This is a genomic window from Mycolicibacterium novocastrense, assembly GCF_001570485.1.
GTDB lineage: Bacteria > Actinomycetota > Actinomycetes > Mycobacteriales > Mycobacteriaceae > Mycobacterium > Mycobacterium novocastrense.
The window spans coordinates 1-21344 of record NZ_BCTA01000072.1 but is presented as its reverse complement, the minus strand read 5'-3'; the positions used below and the strand labels follow the sequence as shown (position 1 = coordinate 21344).

The window sequence follows — 21344 nt, the reverse complement described above, 5'->3', positions numbered from 1 at the left end:
AACGCTCCAGGTCACCGCCGATACCAGGCCGGAAGGGTCAGCCCCGCTTGCGCAGGAGAACGGCGCCGCCGCCGACGATGGCAGCGATCACCAGCAGCACGGCCAGGGTCGGGCTGACCAACCACCACACCAGGCCGACCGCGATGAGAGCAGGCGAGGCGACGAAGAGCACCATGCCCGGATGCTGCTTGAGGACCGCGAAGGCGCTCTGCGCCCGCACCCGGTCGATTTCCTTTGCCATGGCACAAGAATGCCAGCCGCCGAGCGGTTCCGGGCGGGATGGATCAGTGCCAAAGTGCCTCACCGCACCGGGGCCGTCCGATTACTTTGTAGGCCATGACAGCACCGAACAACGGAAGCTGGCGACCCGATCCCGAAGGTCGCTTCGAGTACCGCTGGTGGGACGGGCACAACTGGACCGACCAGGTGTCGCATCAGGGTCGGGTCGGCACAGCGCCGCTCGGCGGACCTCCCCCGGCGCCCCAACCTCCGCCACAGCAGGGTGCCGGCGGCCAGGCGATGGCGGTCGGGCAGCCGGCCGGCGACGGCTTCGGAGGCATCAGCGGCGATCTGGTGGACGGCCGGTTCAGCGAGAAAGAGGCCAAGGCCATCGCCAACCAGAACACCAAGATGTTGCGGGTGCGCCTCGGGGAGCCGTTCATGGCGCGGCAGGGTTCGATGGTGGCCTACCAGGGCAACGTCGACTTCGCGTTCGAGGGCGGCGGCGCCTCGAAGTTCATCAAGAAGGCGCTGACCGGCGAGGGTCTGCCGCTGATGCGCTGTCAGGGTCAGGGCGATGTCTTTCTCGCCGAGCGCGGCTACGACGTGCATCTGCTGCAGCTGACCAACTCCGGGTTGTCAATCAGCGGGAAGAACGTGCTGGCGTTCTCGTCGAACCTGAACTGGAACATCGAGCGCGTGCGGGGCGGCAGCATCGCGACCGGCGGCCTGTTCAACACCACGCTGCGCGGAACCGGTTGGGTGGCGCTGACAACCGACGGTCCGCCGGTCGTGCTCAACGCCGTCGAAGCGCCGACGTTCGCCGACACCAACGCGGTGGTGGCCTGGTCGGCGAATCTGCAGACCCAGCTCAAGACCAGCTTCAAGGCCGGCGCGCTGATCGGCCGCGGCTCCGGCGAGGCGATTCAGGTCGCGTTCCACGGGCAGGGGTTCGTGATCGTGCAGCCCTCGGAGGGCGCACCGCCGGTGGCCACCGCATAGTCACAGCTCGAGCAGCACCGTCACCGGGCCGTCGTTGACCAGCGCAACCTGCATGTGCGCGCCGAAGACGCCGGTCGCCACCGACGCCCCCAGGTCGCTCAGCGCATCGGCGAACGCGCTGACCAATGGCTCGGCGGTCGCGCGCGGCGCGGCCGCGTTCCACGCCGGCCGCCGGCCCTTGGCGGTGTTCGCGTACAGGGTGAACTGGCTGACCACCAGGATCGGGGCGCCGACGTCCGACGCGGACTTCTCGTCGTCGAGAATCCGCAGCTGCCAGAGCTTTTCGGCCATTCGCCGAGCCGTGACCGCGTCGTCGTCGTGCGTCACGCCGACCAGCGCGAGCAGGCCCTGGCCGTCGGGCCGGATCGCCCCGACGACCTCGCCATCCACGGTGACGGACGCGGAAGTGACCCGTTGGGCGAGAACTCGCATGTGCGCCGATGCTGCCATGGTCGTCGAGCAGCAGTCGGGCAGCACACCCGGTAGATACCCCTAGGGGGTATCAGGTACGCTGGCGTCATGGCTACCACCACCATCACCGTGACCGGCATGACCTGCGAACACTGCGCCGCATCGGTGCGCGAGGAACTCGGGGAGGTCCCGGGTGTTAAATCGGTCGACGTGGACGTCGCCAGCGGAGCGGTGACCATCGACAGTGTCGCACCCGTCGACGCCGGCGCCATCAGGACCGCCGTGGAAGAGGCCGGCTACCAGCTGGCGAGCTGATGAGAACCGCCCCTCGCGTCGCCGCGTTCATCGCCGCACTCGCGGTGGTGTTCGCCGCATCGATGTGGGTCGGCCGCTCGTTCGGTCCCGAGAATGATGCCGCGTCAGAGCAGCACTCCGCCGCGCACGACGATCGTGCGCAATCCGCCGAGGCCCCCGGTGGCTTACAGGTGACCGCGAGCGGCTACACGCTCGACGTGGCCCAATCGCTCCCCCCGGCGAACCGAACCTCGCCACTGGAGTTCAGGATCCTCGACCGACGCGGCACTCCGGTGAAGCAGTTCGACGAAACTCACGAGAAGCTGTTGCACCTGATCGTAATTCGCAACGACCTGTCCGCCTTCCAGCACCTTCACCCCGTACTCGATGACCGCGGCACGTGGCGCACTCCCGTCGATTTCAGTCGCGCAGGCGACTACCGCGTCTTCGCCGATTTCGTGCCCACCGGCGGTCCCGCGCTCACCCTCGGCGCCAACGTGCACGTCGCAGGCCCGTACTCCCCCGCGCCACTGCCGGCGGTCGACACGTCGTCGACCGTCGGCGAATACACCGTCACGCTCAGCGGAACCCCGAAAGCCGGTGAGGCATCGACACTTACGCTGACGGTCCACCGCAACGGCGACCCGGTCGACGATCTGCAGCCGTACCTGGGCGCCTACGGTCACCTCGTCGCGCTGCGGGCCGCCGACCTCGCATACCTGCATGTGCACCCGATGGGTGGACCCGGCGACGCCAGTACAGCGCCGGGGCCGGCCATCGAGTTCCACACCACGTTCCCCAGCGCGGGACAGTATCGCCTGTTCCTGGATTTCCAGCACCGCGACGTCGTGCACACGGCCGAATTCACCGTGTCGATCGATCCGTCCGCACAGCCGGACGTCACCGCGGACGGTCACGGGGAGGCCGGCCATGGCCACTGACACGATCGAGCTGTCGATCGACGGTATGACCTGCGCGTCATGCGCGAACCGAATCGAGCGCAAGCTCAACAAGATCGACGGTGTGACGGCCACCGTCAACTTCGCCACCGAGAAGGCGCGCGTCGAGTACAGCCCAGACGTGACACCGGAGACCTTGGTGGCCACCGTCGAAGACGCCGGCTACCAAGCACACCTGGCCACCGATCAGGCCACCGTCGTCGAAGAGGATCCGACCGCCGCGCTGCGGCACCGGCTGCTGGTCTCACTCGCCCTGAGTGTTCCGGTGATCGCGATGGCGATGATCCCCGCCCTGCAGTTCACGAATTGGCAGTGGCTCTCGCTGACGTTGACGGCGCCGGTCGTGGTGTGGGGGGCGTGGCCGTTCCACCGTGCGGCGTGGGCGAACCTGCGCCACGGCAGCGCCACCATGGACACGCTGATCTCGATGGGCACGCTCGCCGCGCTGGGATGGTCGGTCTACGCGCTGTTCTGGGGCACCGCAGGCACCCCGGGGATGACGCACGGCTTCGAGCTGACGCTCTCACGCACCGACGGTTCGGGCAGCGTGTACTTCGAGGTCGCTGCGGGGGTCACGACGTTCATCCTGGCCGGGCGGTATTTCGAAGCGCGCTCCAAGCGGCGCGCCGGCGCGGCGTTGCGCGCACTGTTGGAGCTGGGCGCCAAGGACGTCGTGGTCCGCAGAAAGACCGGCGAACAACGGATCCCGATCGACCAGCTCGGTGTCGGCGACGAATTCGTGGTGCGGCCCGGTGAGAAGATCGCCGCCGACGGTGTGGTCATCGAGGGTGCCTCGGCGGTGGATGCGTCGATGCTCACCGGCGAGGCGGTTCCGGTGGACGTCGGGCCCGGTGACGAGGTCGTGGGTGCGACGGTCAACGTCGACGGCCGACTGGTAGTGCGGGCCAAGCGGATTGGGACCGACACGCAGCTCGCCCAGATGGCGCGACTGGTCGAGGACGCCCAGAGCGGGAAGGCGGACGCGCAGCGGCTGGCCGACAGGATCTCGGGTGTTTTCGTGCCGATCGTGATCGCCTTGTCGGTTGCGACTCTGGGCTTCTGGTTGGGCACCGGCGGATCGGTCGCGACCGCTTTCACCGCCGCGGTGGCGGTGCTGATCATCGCGTGCCCGTGCGCGCTGGGGCTGGCGACGCCGACCGCGCTGATGGTCGGCACCGGACGCGGCGCGCAGCTGGGCATCTTGATCAAGGGGCCGGAGGTGTTGGAGTCGACCCGCCGCGTCGACACCATCGTGTTGGACAAGACGGGGACCATCACCACCGGCAGGATGACGTTGATCGATGTCGTGGCCGCAGACGGTGAACAGTCCGACGACGTGCTGCGGATGGCGGGCGCGGTCGAGGACGGTTCCGAGCATCCGATCGCGAGGGCGATCGTGAGGGGCGCCCGGGACAAGCTCGGTGAGCTGCCGTCGGTTGAAGACTTCACCAACCTGCGCGGCCTCGGGGTGCGCGGGCGGATCGGGGGCCGCGACGTGACCGTCGGACGGCAACGGCTGCTGTCGTCGCACCAGCTTCCCGAATCCTTGAAAGCCACGGTCCGACAGGCGCAGTCACAAGGGCGCACCGCTGTCGTCGCCGGATGGGACGGCGCGGCCCGCGGGGTGCTGGTGGTGGCCGATGCGATCAAACCGACGTCACCCCAAGCGATCTCGCGGCTTCGTGCGCTGGGCCTGAAACCGATCATGGTGACCGGCGACAACGAGGCCGCGGCCCGCACCATCGCCGCCGAGGTGGGCATCGACGAGGTCGTCGCCGAAGTACTGCCGCAGGACAAGGTGGACGCGGTGCAGCGCCTGCAGGCAGAGGGCAAGGTGGTCGCGATGGTCGGCGACGGCGTCAACGACGCCGCGGCGCTGGCTCAGGCCGACCTGGGACTCGCGATGGGCAGCGGCACCGACGTCGCGATCGAGGCCAGCGATCTGACGTTGGTGCGCGACGACCTGAACGCGGTCCCCGACGCGATCCGCCTGTCGCGCAGGACGCTGGCAACGATCAAGGGAAACCTGTTCTGGGCGTTCGCCTACAACGTCGCAGCGTTGCCGTTGGCGGCGGCCGGGTTGTTGAACCCGATGATCGCCGGTGCGGCGATGGCATTCAGTTCGGTGTTCGTCGTGAGCAACAGCCTTCGGCTGCGCCGGTTCGCCGCTACAGCGTGACGTTGATCGGGCCGAGCATGTCGCAGTTCGGTTCGAGTGCGTCCGCAAAGACCTTGCCGCAGCCGCGTCCGCTCGCGATGTACTGCGCGCCCGGCTGGTACGGCTCGAAGAACACCTGCGCGGCGCCCGGCCCGCGCGCCTGCGTGCACTGCCCCTGAGAGTCGTGACCGGCCCTGTGGACACACGCGACGCTGTACGCCGGCTGGAACGGCGCACCGCACGCGATGAACGAGACCGTCGCGCTGACCTTGCTCACGCCACCGGTGTTGACGACCTGCGGTGGCGACAGCGTGTACCCGCATGCTGGCTGCGGCGGCTGCGCGTTCACCGCTCCCGCGCCCAGCAGACCGGACGATGCGACGAACAGCGTGACCAGCACGGCTTTTGCGACCCGGCTCATGCCTGGATCGTAGATCACCCACACCGGCGGCCGTTTCGAAATGCGGGCGGTCGTCTCACGGGCCTTCGCTGCTTTGGATGGTTTCCTGGGCCGGCGGGACAGAGCCGAACAATTGTTCGCCCGGCCGGCAGGTCAGTCCGCTCGTCGTACCCGGAACAGCTTCACGTCGGATTTGATGCCCTTGAGGTGCCGTGCCCCCGCGAACGAGAACGAGAACCGCTCATCGTCACCGATGGCTTCGCGCGTGGACTCCGAGACGAGAACCGTGCCCGGCCGCGCGGCGCCGGTGACGCGGCTCGCGAGGTTCACTGCTCCCCCGAACCAGTCACCGGTGCGGCTCACGGCCATTCCCGTCGCCAAGCCGACGCGCAGCCGCGGGAGGTCCTCGTCGTCGGCGGTCTGCTCGACGAGGGTCAGTGCCGCCTCGAGCAGGGGCACCGGTTCCTGGCTGACGAGCATCACCTCGTCTCCGATCGTCTTGACGAACCGCACGGGCGGGACCGATGCCTCGTGTGCGAGATCGAAAAGCCGATGGGCGAGTCGTTCGAGATCCTCCGGCGGCACCGCCTCACCGAGTCGGGTGAAACCGACGAGGTCGGCGAACAAGATCGTCACGAGCCGGGCGCCCGGTAGCCGTTGGCCCTTCGCGCGTTCGGAGGCGGTGATCGCCTCGGTCTCCATCAGGTGGCGCAGCTGCAACCGCAGCATGTCCTGAATCATCGGGCCGAGCAGCGGATCGGCGGTACGCACCAGGGCCTCGGCGTTCTTGGCGATGACGAGTTCCGTTGCGCCCGGGTCGAGCACCGTAGCGAGCCCGGCGTATCGCATCACTTCTGCGGCCTTCGACAGTCCCTCTGCGAGCACGCGGGTGATCTGGATGATCTGGTCCGGCAGGATTCCGATCTCGATGAACGCTGCGCGTACGCCGCGGCTTCGGCGTCGGCACGCAGGTGGACCTTCGCGTCGGGGTCATCGACGGTGGGCAGTCCCATCGCACGCTGAATACGCTGCAGCAGTTCGAGATCGATGCCGGTCTTCTCGCTGGTCTCCCGGGCGGAGACGTAGACGCCATCGTCGCCGAGGGCCTGACGCGCGCCGAGGAGCATCGGCAGGAAGGCATTTCGGATCACCTCGACGTCGATGCCCTTGCTCACCAGCCAGGCGATCAGCTCGGCGCGCTCGGCGCGCTGGTCACCTTCGAGCCCGTCGAGCAGACCGGACCCTTCGACGTCGAACTCCTCGGCCACCGGCTCAACGTATACCGCATGCAATAGTCGAAGGATGGGTTCCCCGGTGCTGTACGGATTGCCGCCGATCGCCGGCGGCGGTGCGCACACCTTGATCCTGGGCAACATGCCCAGCGTCATGTCGCTCGCCGCCCAGCAGTACTACGGCAACCCACGCAATGCTTTCTGGCACATCATGGCCGAAGTCTTCGGGTTCGCTGCGGACGCGCCGTACGAGCAGCGATGCGCTGCGCTGACGGCAGGTGGGTTTGCCGTCTGGGACGTTCTGCGCTCGTGCCGGCGTGAGGGCAGCCTCGACTCCGCGGTGAAGCCGGAGAGCATGGTGCCGAACGACTTTCAGGCCTTCTTCGATCAGCACGACGGCATCGAACGGGTTCTGTTCAACGGCGCTGCAGCGGAGAAGAACTTCACGCGACTCGTCGCAGTCTCCAACGATCTGCATTACCGCCGACTGCCGTCGACGAGTCCGGCCCAGACGATGCGATTCGCCGACAAGCTCGCCGTCTGGCGCGAGGCCCTTTCCGGGGCCGCGGCGTAGAACACGGACGCCGGCGGCGCCCGCGAAGACAAGCCCGGGTGGGAGAGCCGCTACCGTGGCGAACATGTCCTGTGTGTTCTGCGCCATCGTCGCCGGCGAGGCCCCGGCCATCCGCATCTACGAAGACGACGACGTTCTCGCCATCCTCGACATCCGCCCGTTCAGCCGCGGCCACACCCTGGTGATCCCGAAGCGCCACACCGTCGACCTGACCGACACGCCCCCGGAGACGGTCGCCACCCTGGCGCGGGTGGGTCAGCGGATCGCGCGCGCCGCGCGCCGGTCCGGACTTCACGCCGACGGCAACAATGTGGTGATCAACGACGGCAAGGCCGCGTTTCAGACGGTGTTCCACATCCACCTGCACGTGCTGCCGCGACAGGAGGGCGACAAGCTCTCGTTCGCCAAGAACATGCTCCTTCGCCGCGACCCGGACCGGGAGGAGTCGGGACGGCTGCTGCGCGAAGCCCTGGCGGAACTCGACTCGGCTGCGCAAGACTGAGCCCCATGAGCATGCCCTGGTACGAGAAGTACATCGGTTACCCGATGCTGTTGCTGCACGACAAGCTCTACAAGGGCACCAACGGCCGCATCGGCCACACCATTCCGGGCGCACCGCCGATGCTGATCCTGCACACAGTCGGCGCGAAAACCGGTCTGCAGCGGTCAAATTCGCTCGCCTACGCCCGAGACGGGGATGACTACCTGGTGGTCGCGTCCAAAGGCGGCGAGCCGAAAGCACCCGGGTGGTATCACAACCTCAAAGCCGACCCGAACGTCGAGATCAACGTCGGGCCCAAGCGCATCAAGGTCACGGCGACCCCTGTCACCCACGACGATCCCGACTTCCCGCGGCTGTGGAAGATCGTCAACGACATGCGGGGCAACAAAGACCGCTACATCGGCTACCAGAAGCGGACGTCGCGTCCGATCCCGGTGGTCAGGTTGACCCCGGCCTAGAACAACTCCTTGGCCAGCAGTTCCAGTGTCTTGTCGCGGGCCGGCGCGGTCGCCGGATCGGTACCGCGGCGGGCCGAGGCCACCGGGTTGATCATGACCTCGTCGACGCCGAACCGGTCGGCCAGCGCGCGCACCTGCTCGGCCGCCTCGGTCGGATCACCGACGACGGCTCGCCCAAAGGCGGCTTCGGCGATGCGCTGCGCCTGCGGTGCGAGCTGCTGCTGTTGGGCGTCCTCGACGAGATCCAGCGGGCCCAACGGCTGACCGGTGCGCAGCCGCGCCATCATCTGCAGGTTGGGCAATGCCAAAGCCTCTGCCTCATCGCGTGTTTCGGCGACCACCGCGTTGACGGTGAGGAAGGTGACGGGTTGGGGCGCCAGGTCGCTGGGCCGGAACTCCGAGCGGTAGACCTCGAGGGCCTCGGCGGTGCCCTGGCCGGAGAAGTGGTGGGCGAACACGTACGGCAACCCCTTCGCGGCGGCCAGGTGTGCCGAGTACATCGAGGACCCCAGCAGCCACAGCTTCGGTTCGGTCACCGCGGCGGGGGTGGCCTTGAGGACGTAGCGCTGGTTCGGGATCGGCACGCGCACCCCGCGCGCGCTCATCAGCGCGACGACGTCGTCGAGATAGTCGGGGAAGGCCTCGATGTCACGATCGTCGCGACCGGCGGCACCGCGCAGCGCCATCGACGTCACCGGGTCCGAGCCCGGCGCGCGGCCGATGCCGAGGTCGATGCGTCCCGGATGGGCCGCCTCCAGCAGTGCGAACTGCTCGGCGACGGCCAGGGGTGCGTGGTTCGGCAGCATCACACCGCCGGACCCCACCCGCAGGTGTTCGGTGTGTGCGGCCAGGTGTGCGATGAGCACCGGCGGGCTGGTCGCCGCCACCGAGGGCATGTTGTGGTGCTCGGCGACCCAGAAGCGGGTGTAGCCGAGGCGGTCGGCGGTCTGCGCGAGCCGCGTCGACGCTGCCAGCGCGTCGGAGGTCGACTGGTCGGTGCGCACCGGCACGAGATCGAGGACTGAGAGACGCATGGTCCTCACAACGCATTCGAGCGCATGGACGTTCCCCGTACCCCGTCTACCAGCGCTTCCGGGTCGGGTTGCTGTTGCAGGAGGCGCTGGATGGGACGCAGAGCGCGTTCGACGCTCATCACGCGCATCGCGAGCTCACGGGCGACGGCCAGTGTCCGGCTGCGGCGGAACATGACCTTCGCGAGTTGCCGCGAGTTGTCCTGGGCCGCCTCGACGCGGGGACGCTGTGCGTGTTCGTAGGCACGCAGCAGCTCACCGAGTGCGATGCGGGGCGCGTGGCGGAGCATGCGGCTGAGCACCCACGCCGACTCCATCGCCATGCCCGCCCCCACTCCCGCGGTCGGCAGGAACCCGGCCGCCGCGTCACCGAGCAGGACGGTGCGCCCGGTGGTCCAGCGCGGCGCGCGGCAGTCGGTCAGCGACCAGTAGTACGGATCCGGGTCGGTGGCCACGGCGGCCATCGCGCGGTCCAGGCGGGGGTCGACGGTCTTCAGGTCACGGCGCATCGATGTGACGAAAGGTGCGGGACCCGCCGCGGTGTCCTCTCGCGGCCCGCCGAGGAACACGCCGAGCGCATCGGCCACCGGATACATCGCGACCATGCCGCGGGCGCCCCACAGCTCCTCACCGAGGTCGGGGTCGCCTTCGTCGGGCGCCCACACCACCCAGCCGCCCCAGCCGGTGTCCACCCATTCCACCGGTCGCCCGTCGAGCACGAAACCGCGTGTCTTCGAATGCATTCCGTCGGCGATCACGACGAGATCGAAGTGCATGCGGTGATCGGCGCCGTGGCTCCGCACGCCGACGTCGACGCCGGACGACGTCTCGGCCAGGTCGGTGACCACCGCGTCGTACGTCACCGGGCAACCCGCACCGGCGAGCACGTCGATAAGCGGTCCGCGGGCAATGCCGCGGTAGTCGCCGTAGCGCGACATCAGGTCGACGGTCGAGTCCGTCCGCAACAAGCGGCCGGTGTGGCCCCGCACGGCGTACCGCTTGAGCGGCACGCTCGCCGCGCGGTACGCGTCACGCACCGCGAGGTCGTCGAGTGCCGCGTCGACCATGGGCATCAACGCGAGCATGTAGCCCTGCGCGGGTGCACCTTCGGCGCGCTCGATCAGGACCGGATGGCGACCGTCGCCGCGCAGTAGCTGCGCAGCCGTGACCCCGGCGATGCCGGCGCCGACAACCAGAATTCGCATTTCGTCCGCGGCCGCCCGTTCGTATTGCTTTTCAAGGCTTGTCGGACTCAACATGTCTTCACGCTACCATTGTGTGGACCGGGTGGTCCACAGCTGCTACCGTGAGGCGTGACCTCGGCAAGGATCGCCCGCATGCCTGCGGAGAAGCGCCGTCGGCTGGTGGAGACGGCTGCCCTCGAATTCGGTTCTGCCGGTTATGAACACGCCTCGCTCAACCGGATCATCGAGCAGTGCGCGATGAGCAAGAGCTCGTTCTATTACATACTGTCGTCGAAGGCGGAACTCTACGAATTCGTCCTGCAGGAATTGATCGCCGAGGTCGCGGCCGAGATTGACGTCGTCGCGCCCGAACATTTCGCGGGAACCGAATTCTGGTCGAAAGTCGAACGATATTTCGCGAACCTGATATCGGTTTCGCAGCGCGAACACAGTTTCCTGCTGCTGGGACGGATGTTCTACCTGCAGGCCCCCGATCCGGTGAAAACCGCCGTCGCCACGACGCTCGGCGCCGTCCGGGAGTGGGTGCACGAGGTGCTGCGCGTCGGTCGCCGTTGCGGGGCCGTGCGCACCGACCTGCCGGAGCCGTTGCAGGCCGAGCTGGTCTTCGCGATCCTGCAGGTGTTCGACGAGTGGACCATCGCGCACTATGCCGACTTCTCGGCGTCGGCCCTGCAAAACTTGGCCGTCGCGCAGTTCGCGACTATCCGACGGACGCTAGCGCCTTAGCGGTGCGGAAAACGTCGTCGAACATCTGCGGGGTCAGCTTGCCGGTGAACGTGTTCTGCTGGCTGGGGTGATAGCAGCCCACCAGGGTGACGCCGCCCATCTCGGCGGTGGCACCGTGGCCGAACTTCGGCGCGGGCACCGGCACCGGAACACCCCCCGTGCGCAGCATCTGCAGCGCCGCCCGCCAGGCGAACCCGCCGAGCGCGACCACCACGCGCACGTGCGCCGCCGTCAACCGCCATTCGGCGTCCAGCCACGGAGCGCAGGTGGCCCGTTCGGCGGGTGTCGGCGCATTGGCCGGCGGTGCGCAGCGCACGGCGGCGGCCACGCGCGTTCCGTTGAGCGCCAACCCGTCTGCCGCGTCGACGCACAGCGCCTGGTTCGCCAGGCCCACCCGGTGCAGCGCCGCGAACAGGAAATCGCCCGACCGGTCGCCGGTGAAGATCCTGCCGGTGCGGTTGGCGCCGTGGGCCGCGGGTGCGAGGCCGACGACGAACACCTTCGGCCGCGACGATCCCCAGCCGGGAGCCGGACGGCCCCAGTACGGCTCGTCGGCGAACGACCTGCGCTTGACGACGGCGGCCTCCTCCCGCCACTCCACCAGACGGGGACAGGCCCGGCACACCGACACCTCGGCGTCGAGCTCGGTGAGCGACTGCGTCGCCGCCGCCATCGAGACGACGTGCGCGGCGGTCGTCGCGACGGCGGTCTGGGGTGTGGCGGGGTCACCCGGCCAGCCGGAGCCGGGTGGAACCGGCGACTCGAACCGCACACCGGTCCGCGGGTGAGGCAGGAGTTGCACAGCTCCACTGTGCACGGTGAGAAATTCCGATGCCGAACGGGCCTGCGCGCTGTTAGATTCTGCCGCGATAACCCATGATGAACAGCCGGCGCGGTCCCCTGCTGCTGATTTTCTTCGCCGCGCTCACGGCCGGTGCCGGCAACGGCATATCGCTCGTCGCGTTCCCATGGCTGGTGTTGCAGCGCAACGGTTCTGCGCTCGACGCCTCGATCGTGGCGATGGCGGGTTCGCTGCCGCTGCTGGTGGCGACGCTGATCGCGGGGGCCGCGGTCGACTATCTGGGCCGACGGTTGGTCTCGATGATCTCCGACGCGCTGTCCGCGCTGTCGGTGGCCGCCGTACCCGTGCTGGCACTGACGTTCGGAGTGGAGGCCGTCAACGTCGCGGTGCTGGCCACGTTGGCCGCGCTGGGCGCCTTCTTCGACCCGGCGGGAATGACCGCTCGCGAGACGATGCTGCCCGAGGCGGCGGCTCGGGCCGGGTGGACGCTGGACCGCGCCAACAGCGTCTACGAGGCGGTGTTCAACCTCGCCTACATCGTCGGACCGGGCATCGGCGGCCTGCTGATCGCCACGCTGGGCGGCATCAACACGATGTGGGTCACCGCGTCGGCGTTCGTGGTCTCGATAGTCGCGATCGCGCTGCTGCGGCTGGAAGGAGCCGGAACGCCGGACCGCACGTCGTTGCCCGAGGGGGTATGGGCGGGCGTCGTGGAGGGGCTGAGGTTCGTCTGGCACAACAGGGTGCTGCGCACGCTGGCGGTCGTCGACCTGGTGGTGACCGGGCTCTACATGCCGATGGAGTCGGTCCTGTTCCCCAAGTACTTCACCGACCGCGACGAACCGGTGCAACTCGGTTGGGTGCTGATGGCGTTGAGCATCGGCGGCTTGGTGGGAGCGCTCGGTTATGCGGTGTCGTCGAAGTACATCAACCGGAGGGTGACGATGTTGACCGCGGTGCTGACGCTCGGAGTCGCGATGACGATCATCGCTTTCCTGCCGCCGCTACCGCTGATCCTGGTGCTCTCGGCGATCGTCGGCCTGTTCTACGGGCCGATCCAACCGATCTACAACTACGTCATGCAGACGAGGGCGCCGCAGCACCTGCGGGGCCGGGTGGTGGGCGTGATGGGATCGCTGGCCTACGCGGCGGGCCCGCTCGGGCTGATCATCGCCGGGCCGCTGGCCGACTCGGCAGGTTTGCATGTGACGTTCCTGGCGCTCGCGCTGCCGATGCTGCTGCTGGGCGTCATCGCCGTGTTCCTGCCCGCACTCCGCGAACTCGACCGCCCGCCAACGGTTTAGCGGGCGGGACCCTGCCTGGCGATCGCCGCGAGTTCGTCACGGGAACTCGCCCCCACCCGTTGGCACGCGCGATAGATGTGGCCCTCGACGCTGCGCACCGACATCACCAGCCGGTCGGCGATCTCGCGGTTGGACAGTCCGGCCACCACGAACTCGACGATCTCGCGTTGACGGCCGGTCAACGGTTGACCGGCCGGGACCCTCAGGGCCGGTGTGCACAGTCCCCCGCACGCATCGCTGAGTTCCTTGGCCACGGCCGCTGCGTACAGGCCCCGCTTGCGGTACTGGCCGCGGGTGAATGCGACCGCCGCCTGTGCGGCGGCGTCGGCCGCGGCGGCACGGTCGCCGATGGCGCGGTAGGCGTCGGCGGCCGCGAGCAACTCTTCGCCGTCGTCGGCGGCAAGCGCTTCCGCATGGCGCGCAACCGCATCGGCCAACGGCAGCCGGAGTTCGTCGGCGAGTTCGCGTGCGCGCGTGGCGCACGATGTGTCGCCCCACTGCGCCGCCGCCTGATGGCACGCCAGCTCGTGAGTGGGCTGACGACGCGTGCGGGCATGGGACGCCGCCGATCGCACGGTCGCGATGGCGTCGGTGACGCATCCGTTGGCCACCAACGACCACCCGGTGGCGATGCTCAACGCCGTCTGCATGAACACGTAGCCGGACGGCACACTCGCCCGCGCCTCGGCGATCGCGTCCTCGGCCGCCTGCCCTTCACCGAGTTTCGCGTGCGCCTCCGCCAGGCCGAAACAGGTCGCCGGCCGCAAACCGCTTGTCACACCGTGCCTTTGCGCACCGGCCGACGCCTCGCGCAACAGCGTCACCGCAGCGCGGGCGTTACCCCGCATGAGTTCGGCGTGTCCCAGCAGCGACGCCAGATTGGCGTAGGCCAGGCTCGGCATCTCTTTGGCCGAGTCGGCCACTCGCCGCGCCATCGCCTCACATTCGCCGATGTGCCCGGTCAGCCGGCAGGCGCGGGCGTACACGCTGGCGAACCAGAACCGCATGTGTGACGCCTGAAACGACGTCATCGCCCGATTCATCGCCGACTCCGCGACGGCGGTCAGTTCGTCGGCCCGGCCGAGCGCCCCCAGCGCCATCGTCAGCGCCACCGAGGCCAACATCGCGTCGAAGTCGGTCAGCAGCCCCGACTCCAGTGCCGCCGTGGCCTTTTGGACTGCGGCGTCACATCGCGCCGACGCGGCATCGACGCACGCCTCGGCGGCCATACGCGCGAACTGCTCGGCCGTCGACTCGGGCCCCGCGGCCAGCCCGGCCAGCACCGCAGACGCGTCGTCGATACGGCCCAGCATCCAGATCAGGTTGGCCGCCCTCACAATCGACCACCGGTGTGCGCTTGCCGCGCCTTGGCCGGCCATCCGACTCAGCACATCCTCGGCCTGGTCACCGCGGCCGAGCAGGAAGAGGTTCAACGCGCGCAAGCCGGGCGCCTCGGCGGCACCGGCGTCGGCCGCCGCGGTCGCGAACCGGTCGGCGAGTTCGAGGTCGAGCAGTGTCATCGCGCCGCGCGCCGCCGTCAGGAAGACGTCGGGATCCGGTGCCAGGTCTGATTCGAGCGCGAGCAGGGCCCGCCGCACGGTCGCCTGCACGTCGGGCTCGCGGTCTTGGGCGAGCCGGGTGGCCAACCTGCCACGGATCCTCGACAGGTACATCTCGCCCGCGGTCGCGCGCCGCATTTCCCCGAACAGCGGATGGGCCAGGCGGGCCACCAGATCTGCTCCGCTTCGCTCGACGGTCACCAGCCGCATCCGCTCGGCCGTCTCGAGCGCCTCTCGGTCCACGACGTCGCACAGGGTGCCGACCGGTAGTGGTTCGCATTGCGAGAGTGTGTCGACGACGAGGGCGACATCGGGGGTGAGTTCGCGCAGTTGGCGCCCGACCATGTCGCTGATGCTCTGCGACACCGCGACATCGCCGTCCCACATCCATACCCCCGCCGTCTGCCGTATCCGGCCGGCGTCGATCTGGTCTTTGACCAACTGACTCAGGAAGAGGGCGTTGCCGCCGGTCAGCTTCCAGAACCGCTGAGCGCTACGGGCGTCGACGACCCCGCCCAGGCTCTGCTCGATCATGCCGCGGGCCGCGTCGACGGACAGCGGCGAAAGGTCGAGGCGGACGAGAAGCCCGTCCTTCCACAGCGCGGTGATCGCATCGGGTTCGTCGGCGCCCGAACGGACGGTGACGACCAGGCGGGCCGCCCGGGTCTGCGCGAGCTGGTGCACCACGTGCGCCGACAGCCCGTCGAGCAGATGCGCGTCGTCGACACCGATCAGGGTGCGACCGCGACGTTGTTGGGCGACAAGGGAATTGATCAGCTGACGCACGTTGGGCAGCGGATCGGCGACGGCGTCGTCGATGACCGCGGTGAACGCACCCAGCGGCAGCGCCTTCGCGGATTCGGTGCCGACGATCCAGTTCGTTCGCTGCCCGCCGCGTTCGGCGAGCCGAAGCACCTCACGTGCGAGCCGGGTCTTGCCCACCCCGGCGGCCCCGACGATCAACACGCCGGATGTGTCGCTGCCCCCGAGTGCGCGACGAATGATCGCCAGTTCGCCGTCACGTCCCGCCAGCGGATCCCCGCTGATCACGGCGGAACTATATCCCGCAGTTTCGCTACCTGCGCGTGTTTTCGAGCCGCCGTGGACCTGCTCGCGGTGCGGGCCTGTCCACGGCGCGGGCTCGTACCATGGCGCTGTGAACTCGCCCCTGGTTGATCTGGTCGACGCGCTGCCCGAGGGAGCCGTCGTCACCGATCCCGACATCCTGGGGTCCTACCGGCAGGACCGGGCGTTCGACCCGAACGCGGGAACACCGCTTGCGGTGGTGCGGCCGCGCAGCACCGAAGACGTGCAGGCCGTCCTGCGCTGGGCGACCGCCAACAAGATCGCGGTGGTGCCGCGCGGTATGGGCACCGGCCTGTCGGGCGGCGCATCGGCCCTCGACGGCGCCATCGTGCTGACGACCGAGAAGATGCGCGACATCGCCGTCGACCCGGTGACCCGCACCGCCGTCGTCCAGCCCGGTCTTCTCAACGCGGAGGTCAAGAAGGCCGTCGCCGAATTCGGGCTGTGGTATCCGCCGGACCCCTCGTCGTTCGAGATCTGCAGTATCGGCGGCAATGTGGCCACCAATGCCGGTGGCCTGTGCTGTGTGAAGTACGGCGTCACAACGGATTACGTGCTCGGACTGCAGGTGGTGCTCGCCGACGGCACGGCGGTGCGGCTCGGCGGTCCACGGCTCAAGGACGTCGCCGGGCTCCCGCTGACCAAGTTGTTCGTCGGCAGCGAGGGCACGCTCGGCGTGGTGACCGAGGTGACGCTGAAGCTGCTGCCGGCACAGTCGTCGGCGTGCACGGTGGTCGCGGCATTCGGCTCCGTGGAGGCAGCCGCGGCGGCCGTCGTCGCGATCACGGCCAAGATCCGGCCCTCGATGCTGGAGTTCATGGACTCGGCCGCCATCAACGCCGTCGAGGACAAACTGAAGATGGGCCTCGACCGTGACGCCGCCGCGATGCTGGTGGCCGCCTCCGACGACCGGGGTCCGTCCGGCGCCGAGGACGCCCGCTTCATGGCCGACGTCTTCACCGAACACGGTGCCAAGGAAGTCTTTTCGACATCGGACCCCGAGGAGGGCGAGGCCTTCGTCGCCGCCCGGCGGTTCTGCATTCCGGCCGTCGAGTTGAAGGGCTCCCTGCTGCTCGAGGACGTCGGAGTTCCGTTGCCCGCGTTGGCCGATCTGGTCGGCGGCGTGGCCAAGATCGCGGACAACCACGACTTGTTGATCTCGGTGATCGCGCATGCGGGCGACGGCAACACGCACCCGCTGATCGTCTACGACCCCACCGATCCCGCAATGACCGAACGCGCGCACCGAGCGTTCGGCGAGATCATGGACCTTGCCGTGAGCCTGGGCGGCACGATCACCGGCGAACACGGGGTCGGCAGGCTCAAGCGGCCGTGGCTGGCCGGTCAGATCGGCCCGGAGGCGATGGAACTCAACCGGCGGATCAAGCAGGCGCTCGATCCGGACAACATCCTCAACCCGGGCGCGGGAATCTGATGTGCGTCGGGACCGACGTAATGGCTGCTGATCAGCGCGATCCGCGACCAATCCGTCGGTTTCGCGGTCGATACTATTGACAGGTTCGCGCATAGTGTCGTACGAATGAGACGTGACGGCTACCCTGTCTCATGACACGCCGGTTCGATTCCAACTCGCCGACGCCGACACGTGGGCCGATCCGTGGCCGATGTACCGAGCGCTGCGTAACCATGATCCCGTACATCACGTGGTGCCGCGCGAGCGGCCCGATCACGACTACTACGTCATGTCGCGGCATGCCGACATCTGGGCCGCCGCGCGTGATCACGAGACGTTCTCCTCGGCTCAGGGGCTCACCGTCAACTACGGCGAGCTCGAACTGATCGGCCTGGCCGACAATCCGCCGATGGTCATGCAGGACCCGCCCGTACACACCGAGTTCCGCAAGCTGGTGGCGCGAGGCTTCACGCCGCGGCAGGTCGAGGCGGTCGAACCCAAAGTCCGCGACTACGTCGTCGAGCGGATCGAGCGGTTGCGCGCCAACGGCGGCGGGGACATCGTCGCCGAATTGTTCAAACCGCTGCCGTCCATGGTGGTCGCGCACTACCTCGGCGTACCGGAGGCCGACCGCGGCAAGTTCGACGGCTGGACCGACGCGATCGTGGCCGCCAACACCGCCGACGGTGGGCTCGGCGGTGCGCTGGACACGCTCGGCGACAACCTCGGCGAGATGATGGCCTACTTCACCGATCTCATCGAACGCCGGCGCGTTGAACCAGAGGACGACACCGTGTCGCATCTGGTGGCCGCGGGTGTGGGGGCCGACGGCGACATCGCCGGTGTGCTCTCGATCCTCGCCTTCACCTTCACGATGGTCACCGGCGGCAACGACACCACCACCGGCATGCTGGGCGGCTCGGTGCAGCTGCTCCACCAGCGACCCGACCAACGCCGCCTTCTCGTCGAAAACCCGGACCTGATACCGGATTCCGTCGACGAGTTCCTGCGCATGACCTCACCGGTGCAGGGGCTGGCCCGCACCGTCACCCGCGACGTGACGGTGGCCGACACCACGATCCCGGAAGGCAGGCGGGTGTTGTTGCTGTACGCCTCGGCCAACCGCGACGAACGCCAATTCGGGGACGATGCATCCGAACTCGACGTGACACGCAGACCGCGCAACATCCTGACGTTCAGCCACGGCGCGCACCACTGCCTGGGTGCGGCGGCCGCGCGGATGCAGTCCCGCGTCGCGCTGACCGAACTGCTGACGCGCATACCCGACTTCGAGGTCGACGAGAGCGGAATCGTCTGGGCCGGCGGCAGTTATGTGCGGCGACCGCTGTCCGTCCCGTTCGAGGTAGTCGCCTGATGGCCGGCGACTGGTTGGCCGCGCGGCGCACCGAAGTGGCCGCGGACCGCATCCTCGACGCCGCGGGCGAACTGTTCGCCCAGAAAGAGGCCGCCACCGTCGGCATGAACGAGATCGCTTCTGCGGCAGGATGTTCTCGCGCCACGCTGTACCGCTACTTCGAGAACCGGGAGGCGCTCTACACCGCGTATGTCCACCGGGAGAGCTACCGGCTGTACCGCGAGATGACCGAACAGATCAACGCGCTGACCGATCCGCGTGAGCGGTTGATCGAAGGGATGCTGGCCTCACTGCGCAACGTGCGCGAAAGCCCGGCCCTGTCTTCGTGGTTCGCCACGACCCAGCGACCGATCGGCGCGGAGATGGCCGAGGAGTCCGAGGTGATCAAGGCGCTGACCGAGGCGTTCGTCATCTCGCTCGGTCCCGACGACCCGGAACTGGTCGCGCACCGCGCGCGGTGGCTGGTGCGGGTGATGACCTCGCTGATGCTGTTTCCCGGTCACGATGAGGACGACGAACGGTCGATGCTCGAGGAGTTCGTCGTACCGATCGTGCTGCCCAGTCGTCAGGCCACCCAGTAGCGCCCGGCGCCGTCAGGCGACCCAGTACGCCTGGGCCTTGATCGACTTCTTCGAGATCTTGTACTGCTCGCGGAAGACCTTGGCCACCGCGCGGGTGGTGCGGTTGTCGCAGGCGACCCATCCGAAGTGGTCGGGGGCCTCGAACGCCGCCGCGGCCACCGCTTCCACCAGTGCCTCGCCGGCGTTCTTGCGGTCCACCCACATCACGTCGGTGCTGCGGGCGACCGGCAGCTGGCGGTCGTCGTCGTGCGCCGCCTCCAGGAACACCCGCGCCGGGGCGTCGCCGATCGCGGTCAGCAACGAGTTGATGGCGGGCAGCGACGCGGTGTCGCCGACGATCACGTAGCCGGCCGGCGGTGGCTCGGGCAGCGTGAAGTTGCTGCCGAGCACCGTGACCTCGATCGTGTCGCCGGGCTGGGCGTTCTCCGCCCAATGCGAGGCGACGCCGTCGTGCAGGGCGAACTCGATGTCGACGGTGTCGGCCGCGGGGTTCGGGTCGACCAGGGTGTAGCCGCGCTGGTGCAGCTTCTCGCCGTCGGCGAACCACATGCGGATCCACATCGTCGGGTGCAGCGGCGAGCCTTCGAGCATGCCGCCCGCGTCGAAGCTCAGCCGCAGGTAGTGCGGGCTGATCTCCCGCTTACCCGTCACGGTCAGCCGATAGTCGCCGGCGCGCAGCAGCTTGAGCACCGCGCCTTGAAAACCGCGCGTTGGCTTCTTGTCCGACATAACTAGCCCTCCGTGTCGCTGTTGCGGTTAGGCTACCCTAAGCCTGCGCGGTGCTTAACGGGTTGTTCTCACGCACCGGGTGGCTGTTGCGAAATGCCGGTGGAGGTGCTTTGTCGTTTCGGGTGATCTTGAAACGATGAGGTATGGCTCGTTCGTATCGTCCTACGGTGCGTGATCAGGAGTTTTTGTTACCGCCGAATATGGCCGAGTGGCTGCCCGAGACGCATCTGGTGTGGTTTGTCCTCGATGTTGTGGATCGGCTGGATACGTCGGCGTTTCACGCCAACCGCCGCACCGGCGGGGTGGGCCGTGCCGGCTATGACCCCGACATGCTGGTGGCGTTGTTGATTTATGCCTATGCCTGTGGTCAGCGGTCCTCGCGGCGCATCGAAGCATTGTGTGGCGATCATGTGGCGTATCGGGTGCTGTGTGCTCAGGACTCACCGGATCACAGCACGATCGCGCGGTTTCGCGCGGCCCACGATCAGGCGTTTATCGACCTGTTCGCCCAGGTGCTGCGGTTGTGCGCCGAAGCGGGGATGGTGTCGGTGGGGGTGATCTCCATTGACGGCACCAAGATCGCGGCCAATGCGGCGAAATCGGCCAACCGGTCCCATGATTGGGTGCGTGAGCAGGCCCGCCGGATCGCCGAAGACGCGGTGCGTGAGGCGGCTGCCGTGGATGCCGACGAGGACGCCGCCGAAGCCGCCGCCGGTGGCCACCCATCACCGCCGCCGCAGCTGAAGACCAAGGCGGGGCGGGTCGCGGCGATCGAGAAAGCCATGGAGCAGATCGCCCGCCAAGACGCCCGCGACAAGGAGGCTGACGCCGCCGATGCGGCTCGCCAAGAGGATTACCTGCGCCGCACCCAGGCCGGACAAACCCCGGTTGGTCCGCCGCCGGCGGGCATCGACAAGGTACGACTCTATGAGGCCCGCATCGTCCGTGACCAGCAGCGGTTGGCCGAACTGGGTGACCGGGGTGGCAAGTCAATCACCGAGCGGCGCAGCGATTTACGTAAGGCCCTCAAACGCTGGCAGGCTGCGCTGGTGCAGGCGCGGGCCGAACAGGGCACGGGGCTGGCAGATCGGCGGGGTTCAGCGGCGCGGGTACGTGCCTACAAAGATGCCCGCCGCGCGCAGCGCGGTGGATCGGTGGTGGTCAACCTCACCGACCCTGAGGCGCGGCTGATGAGCGAAGGCTCCGGCGGGGGAATCGTGCAGGGCTACAGAGCCTGTCACGAATTTTGTGTAAGTCAGAGGTGATTTGACTACGAATTGTATTCTAACACAACGGAAGTCGCCCTGGAAACAGCTTGGCGAG

Annotated in this window: 21 protein-coding genes and 1 pseudogene; 13 read left to right on the top strand and 9 right to left on the bottom strand. The window is 68.3% G+C overall.

Features of this window, described 5'->3' with window-relative positions:
• Window positions 1-37: 37 nt before the first annotated feature.
• A complete protein-coding gene (locus tag RMCN_RS24225) occupies window positions 38-241 on the bottom strand; it encodes a hypothetical protein (RefSeq protein ID WP_067394653.1) in 204 nt (67 codons plus the stop codon).
• Between the two features lie 95 nt (window positions 242-336).
• Here RMCN_RS24225 and RMCN_RS24220 point away from each other — a divergent pair, with 95 nt between their 5' ends.
• Entirely contained in the window at window positions 337-1221 is an 885-nt protein-coding gene (locus tag RMCN_RS24220) for an AIM24 family protein (protein ID WP_067394650.1), read from the top strand.
• Here the strand turns inward: RMCN_RS24220 and dtd are convergent, their stop codons facing one another.
• Complete coding sequence (gene dtd / locus RMCN_RS24215; protein ID WP_064413537.1) at window positions 1222-1653, bottom strand: D-aminoacyl-tRNA deacylase; 432 nt, start codon at window positions 1651-1653, stop codon at window positions 1222-1224.
• Window positions 1654-1740: 87 nt separating this feature from the next.
• Between dtd and RMCN_RS24210 the strand changes: the two genes are divergently transcribed.
• From RMCN_RS24210 to RMCN_RS24200, 3 genes are read left to right on the top strand one after another with little or no spacing between them, the layout of a single operon-like run.
• On the top strand, window positions 1741-1947 hold the full coding sequence (locus RMCN_RS24210) for a heavy-metal-associated domain-containing protein (RefSeq protein WP_064413536.1): 207 nt from the start codon (window positions 1741-1743) through the stop codon (window positions 1945-1947).
• On the top strand, window positions 1947-2867 hold the full coding sequence (locus RMCN_RS24205) for a DUF8832 domain-containing protein (protein ID WP_064413535.1): 921 nt from the start codon (window positions 1947-1949) through the stop codon (window positions 2865-2867). The genes RMCN_RS24210 and RMCN_RS24205 overlap by 1 nt, the downstream gene beginning before the upstream one ends.
• Complete coding sequence (locus RMCN_RS24200) at window positions 2857-5064, top strand: heavy metal translocating P-type ATPase (protein ID WP_067394647.1); 2208 nt, start codon at window positions 2857-2859, stop codon at window positions 5062-5064. The genes RMCN_RS24205 and RMCN_RS24200 overlap by 11 nt, the downstream gene beginning before the upstream one ends.
• Here the strand turns inward: RMCN_RS24200 and RMCN_RS24195 are convergent.
• Both RMCN_RS24195 and RMCN_RS24190 read right to left on the bottom strand, forming a co-directional pair.
• Window positions 5054-5464 (bottom strand): hypothetical protein, encoded by a 411-nt coding sequence (locus tag RMCN_RS24195; RefSeq protein ID WP_064413594.1) that lies wholly within the window; start codon window positions 5462-5464, stop codon window positions 5054-5056. The two genes, RMCN_RS24200 and RMCN_RS24195, sit on opposite strands and share 11 nt — an antisense overlap.
• Before the next feature lie 132 nt (window positions 5465-5596).
• Window positions 5597-6711: pseudogene (locus RMCN_RS24190) on the bottom strand (adenylate cyclase regulatory domain-containing protein).
• Window positions 6712-6745: 34 nt separating this feature from the next.
• On the opposite strand from RMCN_RS24190, the gene RMCN_RS24185 reads away from it, so the two are divergent.
• From RMCN_RS24185 to RMCN_RS24175, 3 genes are all read left to right on the top strand, one after another.
• The gene (locus RMCN_RS24185; RefSeq protein WP_067394644.1) at window positions 6746-7249 is read left to right on the top strand and encodes a DNA-deoxyinosine glycosylase; all 504 of its coding nucleotides are present in this window, start codon (window positions 6746-6748) and stop codon (window positions 7247-7249) included.
• 64 nt (window positions 7250-7313) lie between these two features.
• A complete protein-coding gene (locus tag RMCN_RS24180; RefSeq protein ID WP_067394641.1) occupies window positions 7314-7751 on the top strand; it encodes an HIT family protein in 438 nt (145 codons plus the stop codon).
• An 11-nt stretch (window positions 7752-7762) separates the two neighbouring features.
• The gene (locus RMCN_RS24175; protein ID WP_084377725.1) at window positions 7763-8209 is read left to right on the top strand and encodes a nitroreductase family deazaflavin-dependent oxidoreductase; all 447 of its coding nucleotides are present in this window, start codon (window positions 7763-7765) and stop codon (window positions 8207-8209) included.
• Here RMCN_RS24175 and RMCN_RS24170 read toward each other — a convergent pair.
• On the bottom strand, window positions 8206-9243 hold the full coding sequence (locus tag RMCN_RS24170) for an LLM class flavin-dependent oxidoreductase (protein WP_067394634.1): 1038 nt from the start codon (window positions 9241-9243) through the stop codon (window positions 8206-8208). The genes RMCN_RS24175 and RMCN_RS24170 overlap by 4 nt on opposite strands.
• 5 nt (window positions 9244-9248) lie before the next feature.
• Complete coding sequence (locus tag RMCN_RS24165; protein WP_067394631.1) at window positions 9249-10499, bottom strand: FAD-dependent oxidoreductase; 1251 nt, start codon at window positions 10497-10499, stop codon at window positions 9249-9251.
• A 78-nt stretch (window positions 10500-10577) separates the two neighbouring features.
• Between RMCN_RS24165 and RMCN_RS24160 the strand changes: the two genes are divergently transcribed.
• Window positions 10578-11171, top strand: coding sequence for a TetR/AcrR family transcriptional regulator (locus RMCN_RS24160; RefSeq protein ID WP_064413529.1), 594 nt, complete (start codon window positions 10578-10580; stop codon window positions 11169-11171).
• Here the strand turns inward: RMCN_RS24160 and RMCN_RS24155 are convergent.
• Window positions 11146-11988, bottom strand: coding sequence for a uracil-DNA glycosylase (locus RMCN_RS24155; RefSeq protein ID WP_064413528.1), 843 nt, complete (start codon window positions 11986-11988; stop codon window positions 11146-11148). The two genes, RMCN_RS24160 and RMCN_RS24155, sit on opposite strands and share 26 nt — an antisense overlap.
• Before the next feature lie 59 nt (window positions 11989-12047).
• Between RMCN_RS24155 and RMCN_RS24150 the strand changes: the two genes are divergently transcribed.
• A complete protein-coding gene (locus RMCN_RS24150; protein WP_067394628.1) occupies window positions 12048-13277 on the top strand; it encodes a multidrug efflux MFS transporter Tap in 1230 nt (409 codons plus the stop codon).
• Here the strand turns inward: RMCN_RS24150 and RMCN_RS24145 are convergent.
• Window positions 13274-15886: a helix-turn-helix transcriptional regulator gene (locus tag RMCN_RS24145; RefSeq protein WP_067394626.1), complete on the bottom strand. Its 2613-nt coding sequence runs from the start codon at window positions 15884-15886 to the stop codon at window positions 13274-13276. The genes RMCN_RS24150 and RMCN_RS24145 overlap by 4 nt on opposite strands.
• Before the next feature lie 106 nt (window positions 15887-15992).
• Between RMCN_RS24145 and RMCN_RS24140 the strand changes: the two genes are divergently transcribed.
• From RMCN_RS24140 to RMCN_RS24130, 3 genes are all read left to right on the top strand, one after another.
• A complete protein-coding gene (locus RMCN_RS24140) occupies window positions 15993-17357 on the top strand; it encodes an FAD-binding oxidoreductase (protein WP_067394623.1) in 1365 nt (454 codons plus the stop codon).
• A gap of 112 nt (window positions 17358-17469) precedes the next feature.
• Window positions 17470-18711 (top strand): cytochrome P450, encoded by a 1242-nt coding sequence (locus tag RMCN_RS24135; protein ID WP_064413524.1) that lies wholly within the window; start codon window positions 17470-17472, stop codon window positions 18709-18711.
• Complete coding sequence (locus tag RMCN_RS24130; RefSeq protein ID WP_064413523.1) at window positions 18711-19292, top strand: TetR/AcrR family transcriptional regulator; 582 nt, start codon at window positions 18711-18713, stop codon at window positions 19290-19292. The genes RMCN_RS24135 and RMCN_RS24130 overlap by 1 nt, the downstream gene beginning before the upstream one ends.
• Before the next feature lie 12 nt (window positions 19293-19304).
• Here RMCN_RS24130 and RMCN_RS24125 read toward each other — a convergent pair whose 3' ends face one another.
• A complete protein-coding gene (locus RMCN_RS24125; protein WP_067394620.1) occupies window positions 19305-20021 on the bottom strand; it encodes a siderophore-interacting protein in 717 nt (238 codons plus the stop codon).
• 143 nt (window positions 20022-20164) lie between these two features.
• On the opposite strand from RMCN_RS24125, the gene RMCN_RS24120 reads away from it, so the two are divergent.
• Complete coding sequence (locus RMCN_RS24120; protein ID WP_322788624.1) at window positions 20165-21286, top strand: transposase; 1122 nt, start codon at window positions 20165-20167, stop codon at window positions 21284-21286.
• The last annotated feature ends 58 nt before the right edge of the window (window positions 21287-21344 follow it).

Excerpts from the sequence above, each read along its gene's own strand:
- RMCN_RS24205 (WP_064413535.1), top strand. The coding sequence starts at position 1,947 with ATGAGAACCGCCCCTCGCGTCGCCGCGTTCATCGCCGCACTCGCGGTG.
- RMCN_RS24195 (WP_064413594.1), bottom strand. The coding sequence starts at position 5,464 with ATGAGCCGGGTCGCAAAAGCCGTGCTGGTCACGCTGTTCGTCGCATCG.
- RMCN_RS24175 (WP_084377725.1), top strand. The coding sequence starts at position 7,763 with ATGCCCTGGTACGAGAAGTACATCGGTTACCCGATGCTGTTGCTGCAC.
- RMCN_RS24120 (WP_322788624.1), top strand. The coding sequence starts at position 20,165 with ATGGCTCGTTCGTATCGTCCTACGGTGCGTGATCAGGAGTTTTTGTTA.
- RMCN_RS24200 (WP_067394647.1), top strand. The coding sequence starts at position 2,857 with ATGGCCACTGACACGATCGAGCTGTCGATCGACGGTATGACCTGCGCG.
- dtd (WP_064413537.1), bottom strand. The coding sequence starts at position 1,653 with ATGCGAGTTCTCGCCCAACGGGTCACTTCCGCGTCCGTCACCGTGGAT.
- RMCN_RS24180 (WP_067394641.1), top strand. The coding sequence starts at position 7,314 with ATGTCCTGTGTGTTCTGCGCCATCGTCGCCGGCGAGGCCCCGGCCATC.
- RMCN_RS24150 (WP_067394628.1), top strand. The coding sequence starts at position 12,048 with ATGATGAACAGCCGGCGCGGTCCCCTGCTGCTGATTTTCTTCGCCGCG.
- RMCN_RS24165 (WP_067394631.1), bottom strand. The coding sequence starts at position 10,499 with ATGTTGAGTCCGACAAGCCTTGAAAAGCAATACGAACGGGCGGCCGCG.
- RMCN_RS24220 (WP_067394650.1), top strand. The coding sequence starts at position 337 with ATGACAGCACCGAACAACGGAAGCTGGCGACCCGATCCCGAAGGTCGC.
- RMCN_RS24185 (WP_067394644.1), top strand. The coding sequence starts at position 6,746 with ATGGGTTCCCCGGTGCTGTACGGATTGCCGCCGATCGCCGGCGGCGGT.
- RMCN_RS24160 (WP_064413529.1), top strand. The coding sequence starts at position 10,578 with ATGCCTGCGGAGAAGCGCCGTCGGCTGGTGGAGACGGCTGCCCTCGAA.
- RMCN_RS24170 (WP_067394634.1), bottom strand. The coding sequence starts at position 9,243 with ATGCGTCTCTCAGTCCTCGATCTCGTGCCGGTGCGCACCGACCAGTCG.
- RMCN_RS24125 (WP_067394620.1), bottom strand. The coding sequence starts at position 20,021 with ATGTCGGACAAGAAGCCAACGCGCGGTTTTCAAGGCGCGGTGCTCAAG.
- RMCN_RS24210 (WP_064413536.1), top strand. The coding sequence starts at position 1,741 with ATGGCTACCACCACCATCACCGTGACCGGCATGACCTGCGAACACTGC.
- RMCN_RS24225 (WP_067394653.1), bottom strand. The coding sequence starts at position 241 with ATGGCAAAGGAAATCGACCGGGTGCGGGCGCAGAGCGCCTTCGCGGTC.
- RMCN_RS24130 (WP_064413523.1), top strand. The coding sequence starts at position 18,711 with ATGGCCGGCGACTGGTTGGCCGCGCGGCGCACCGAAGTGGCCGCGGAC.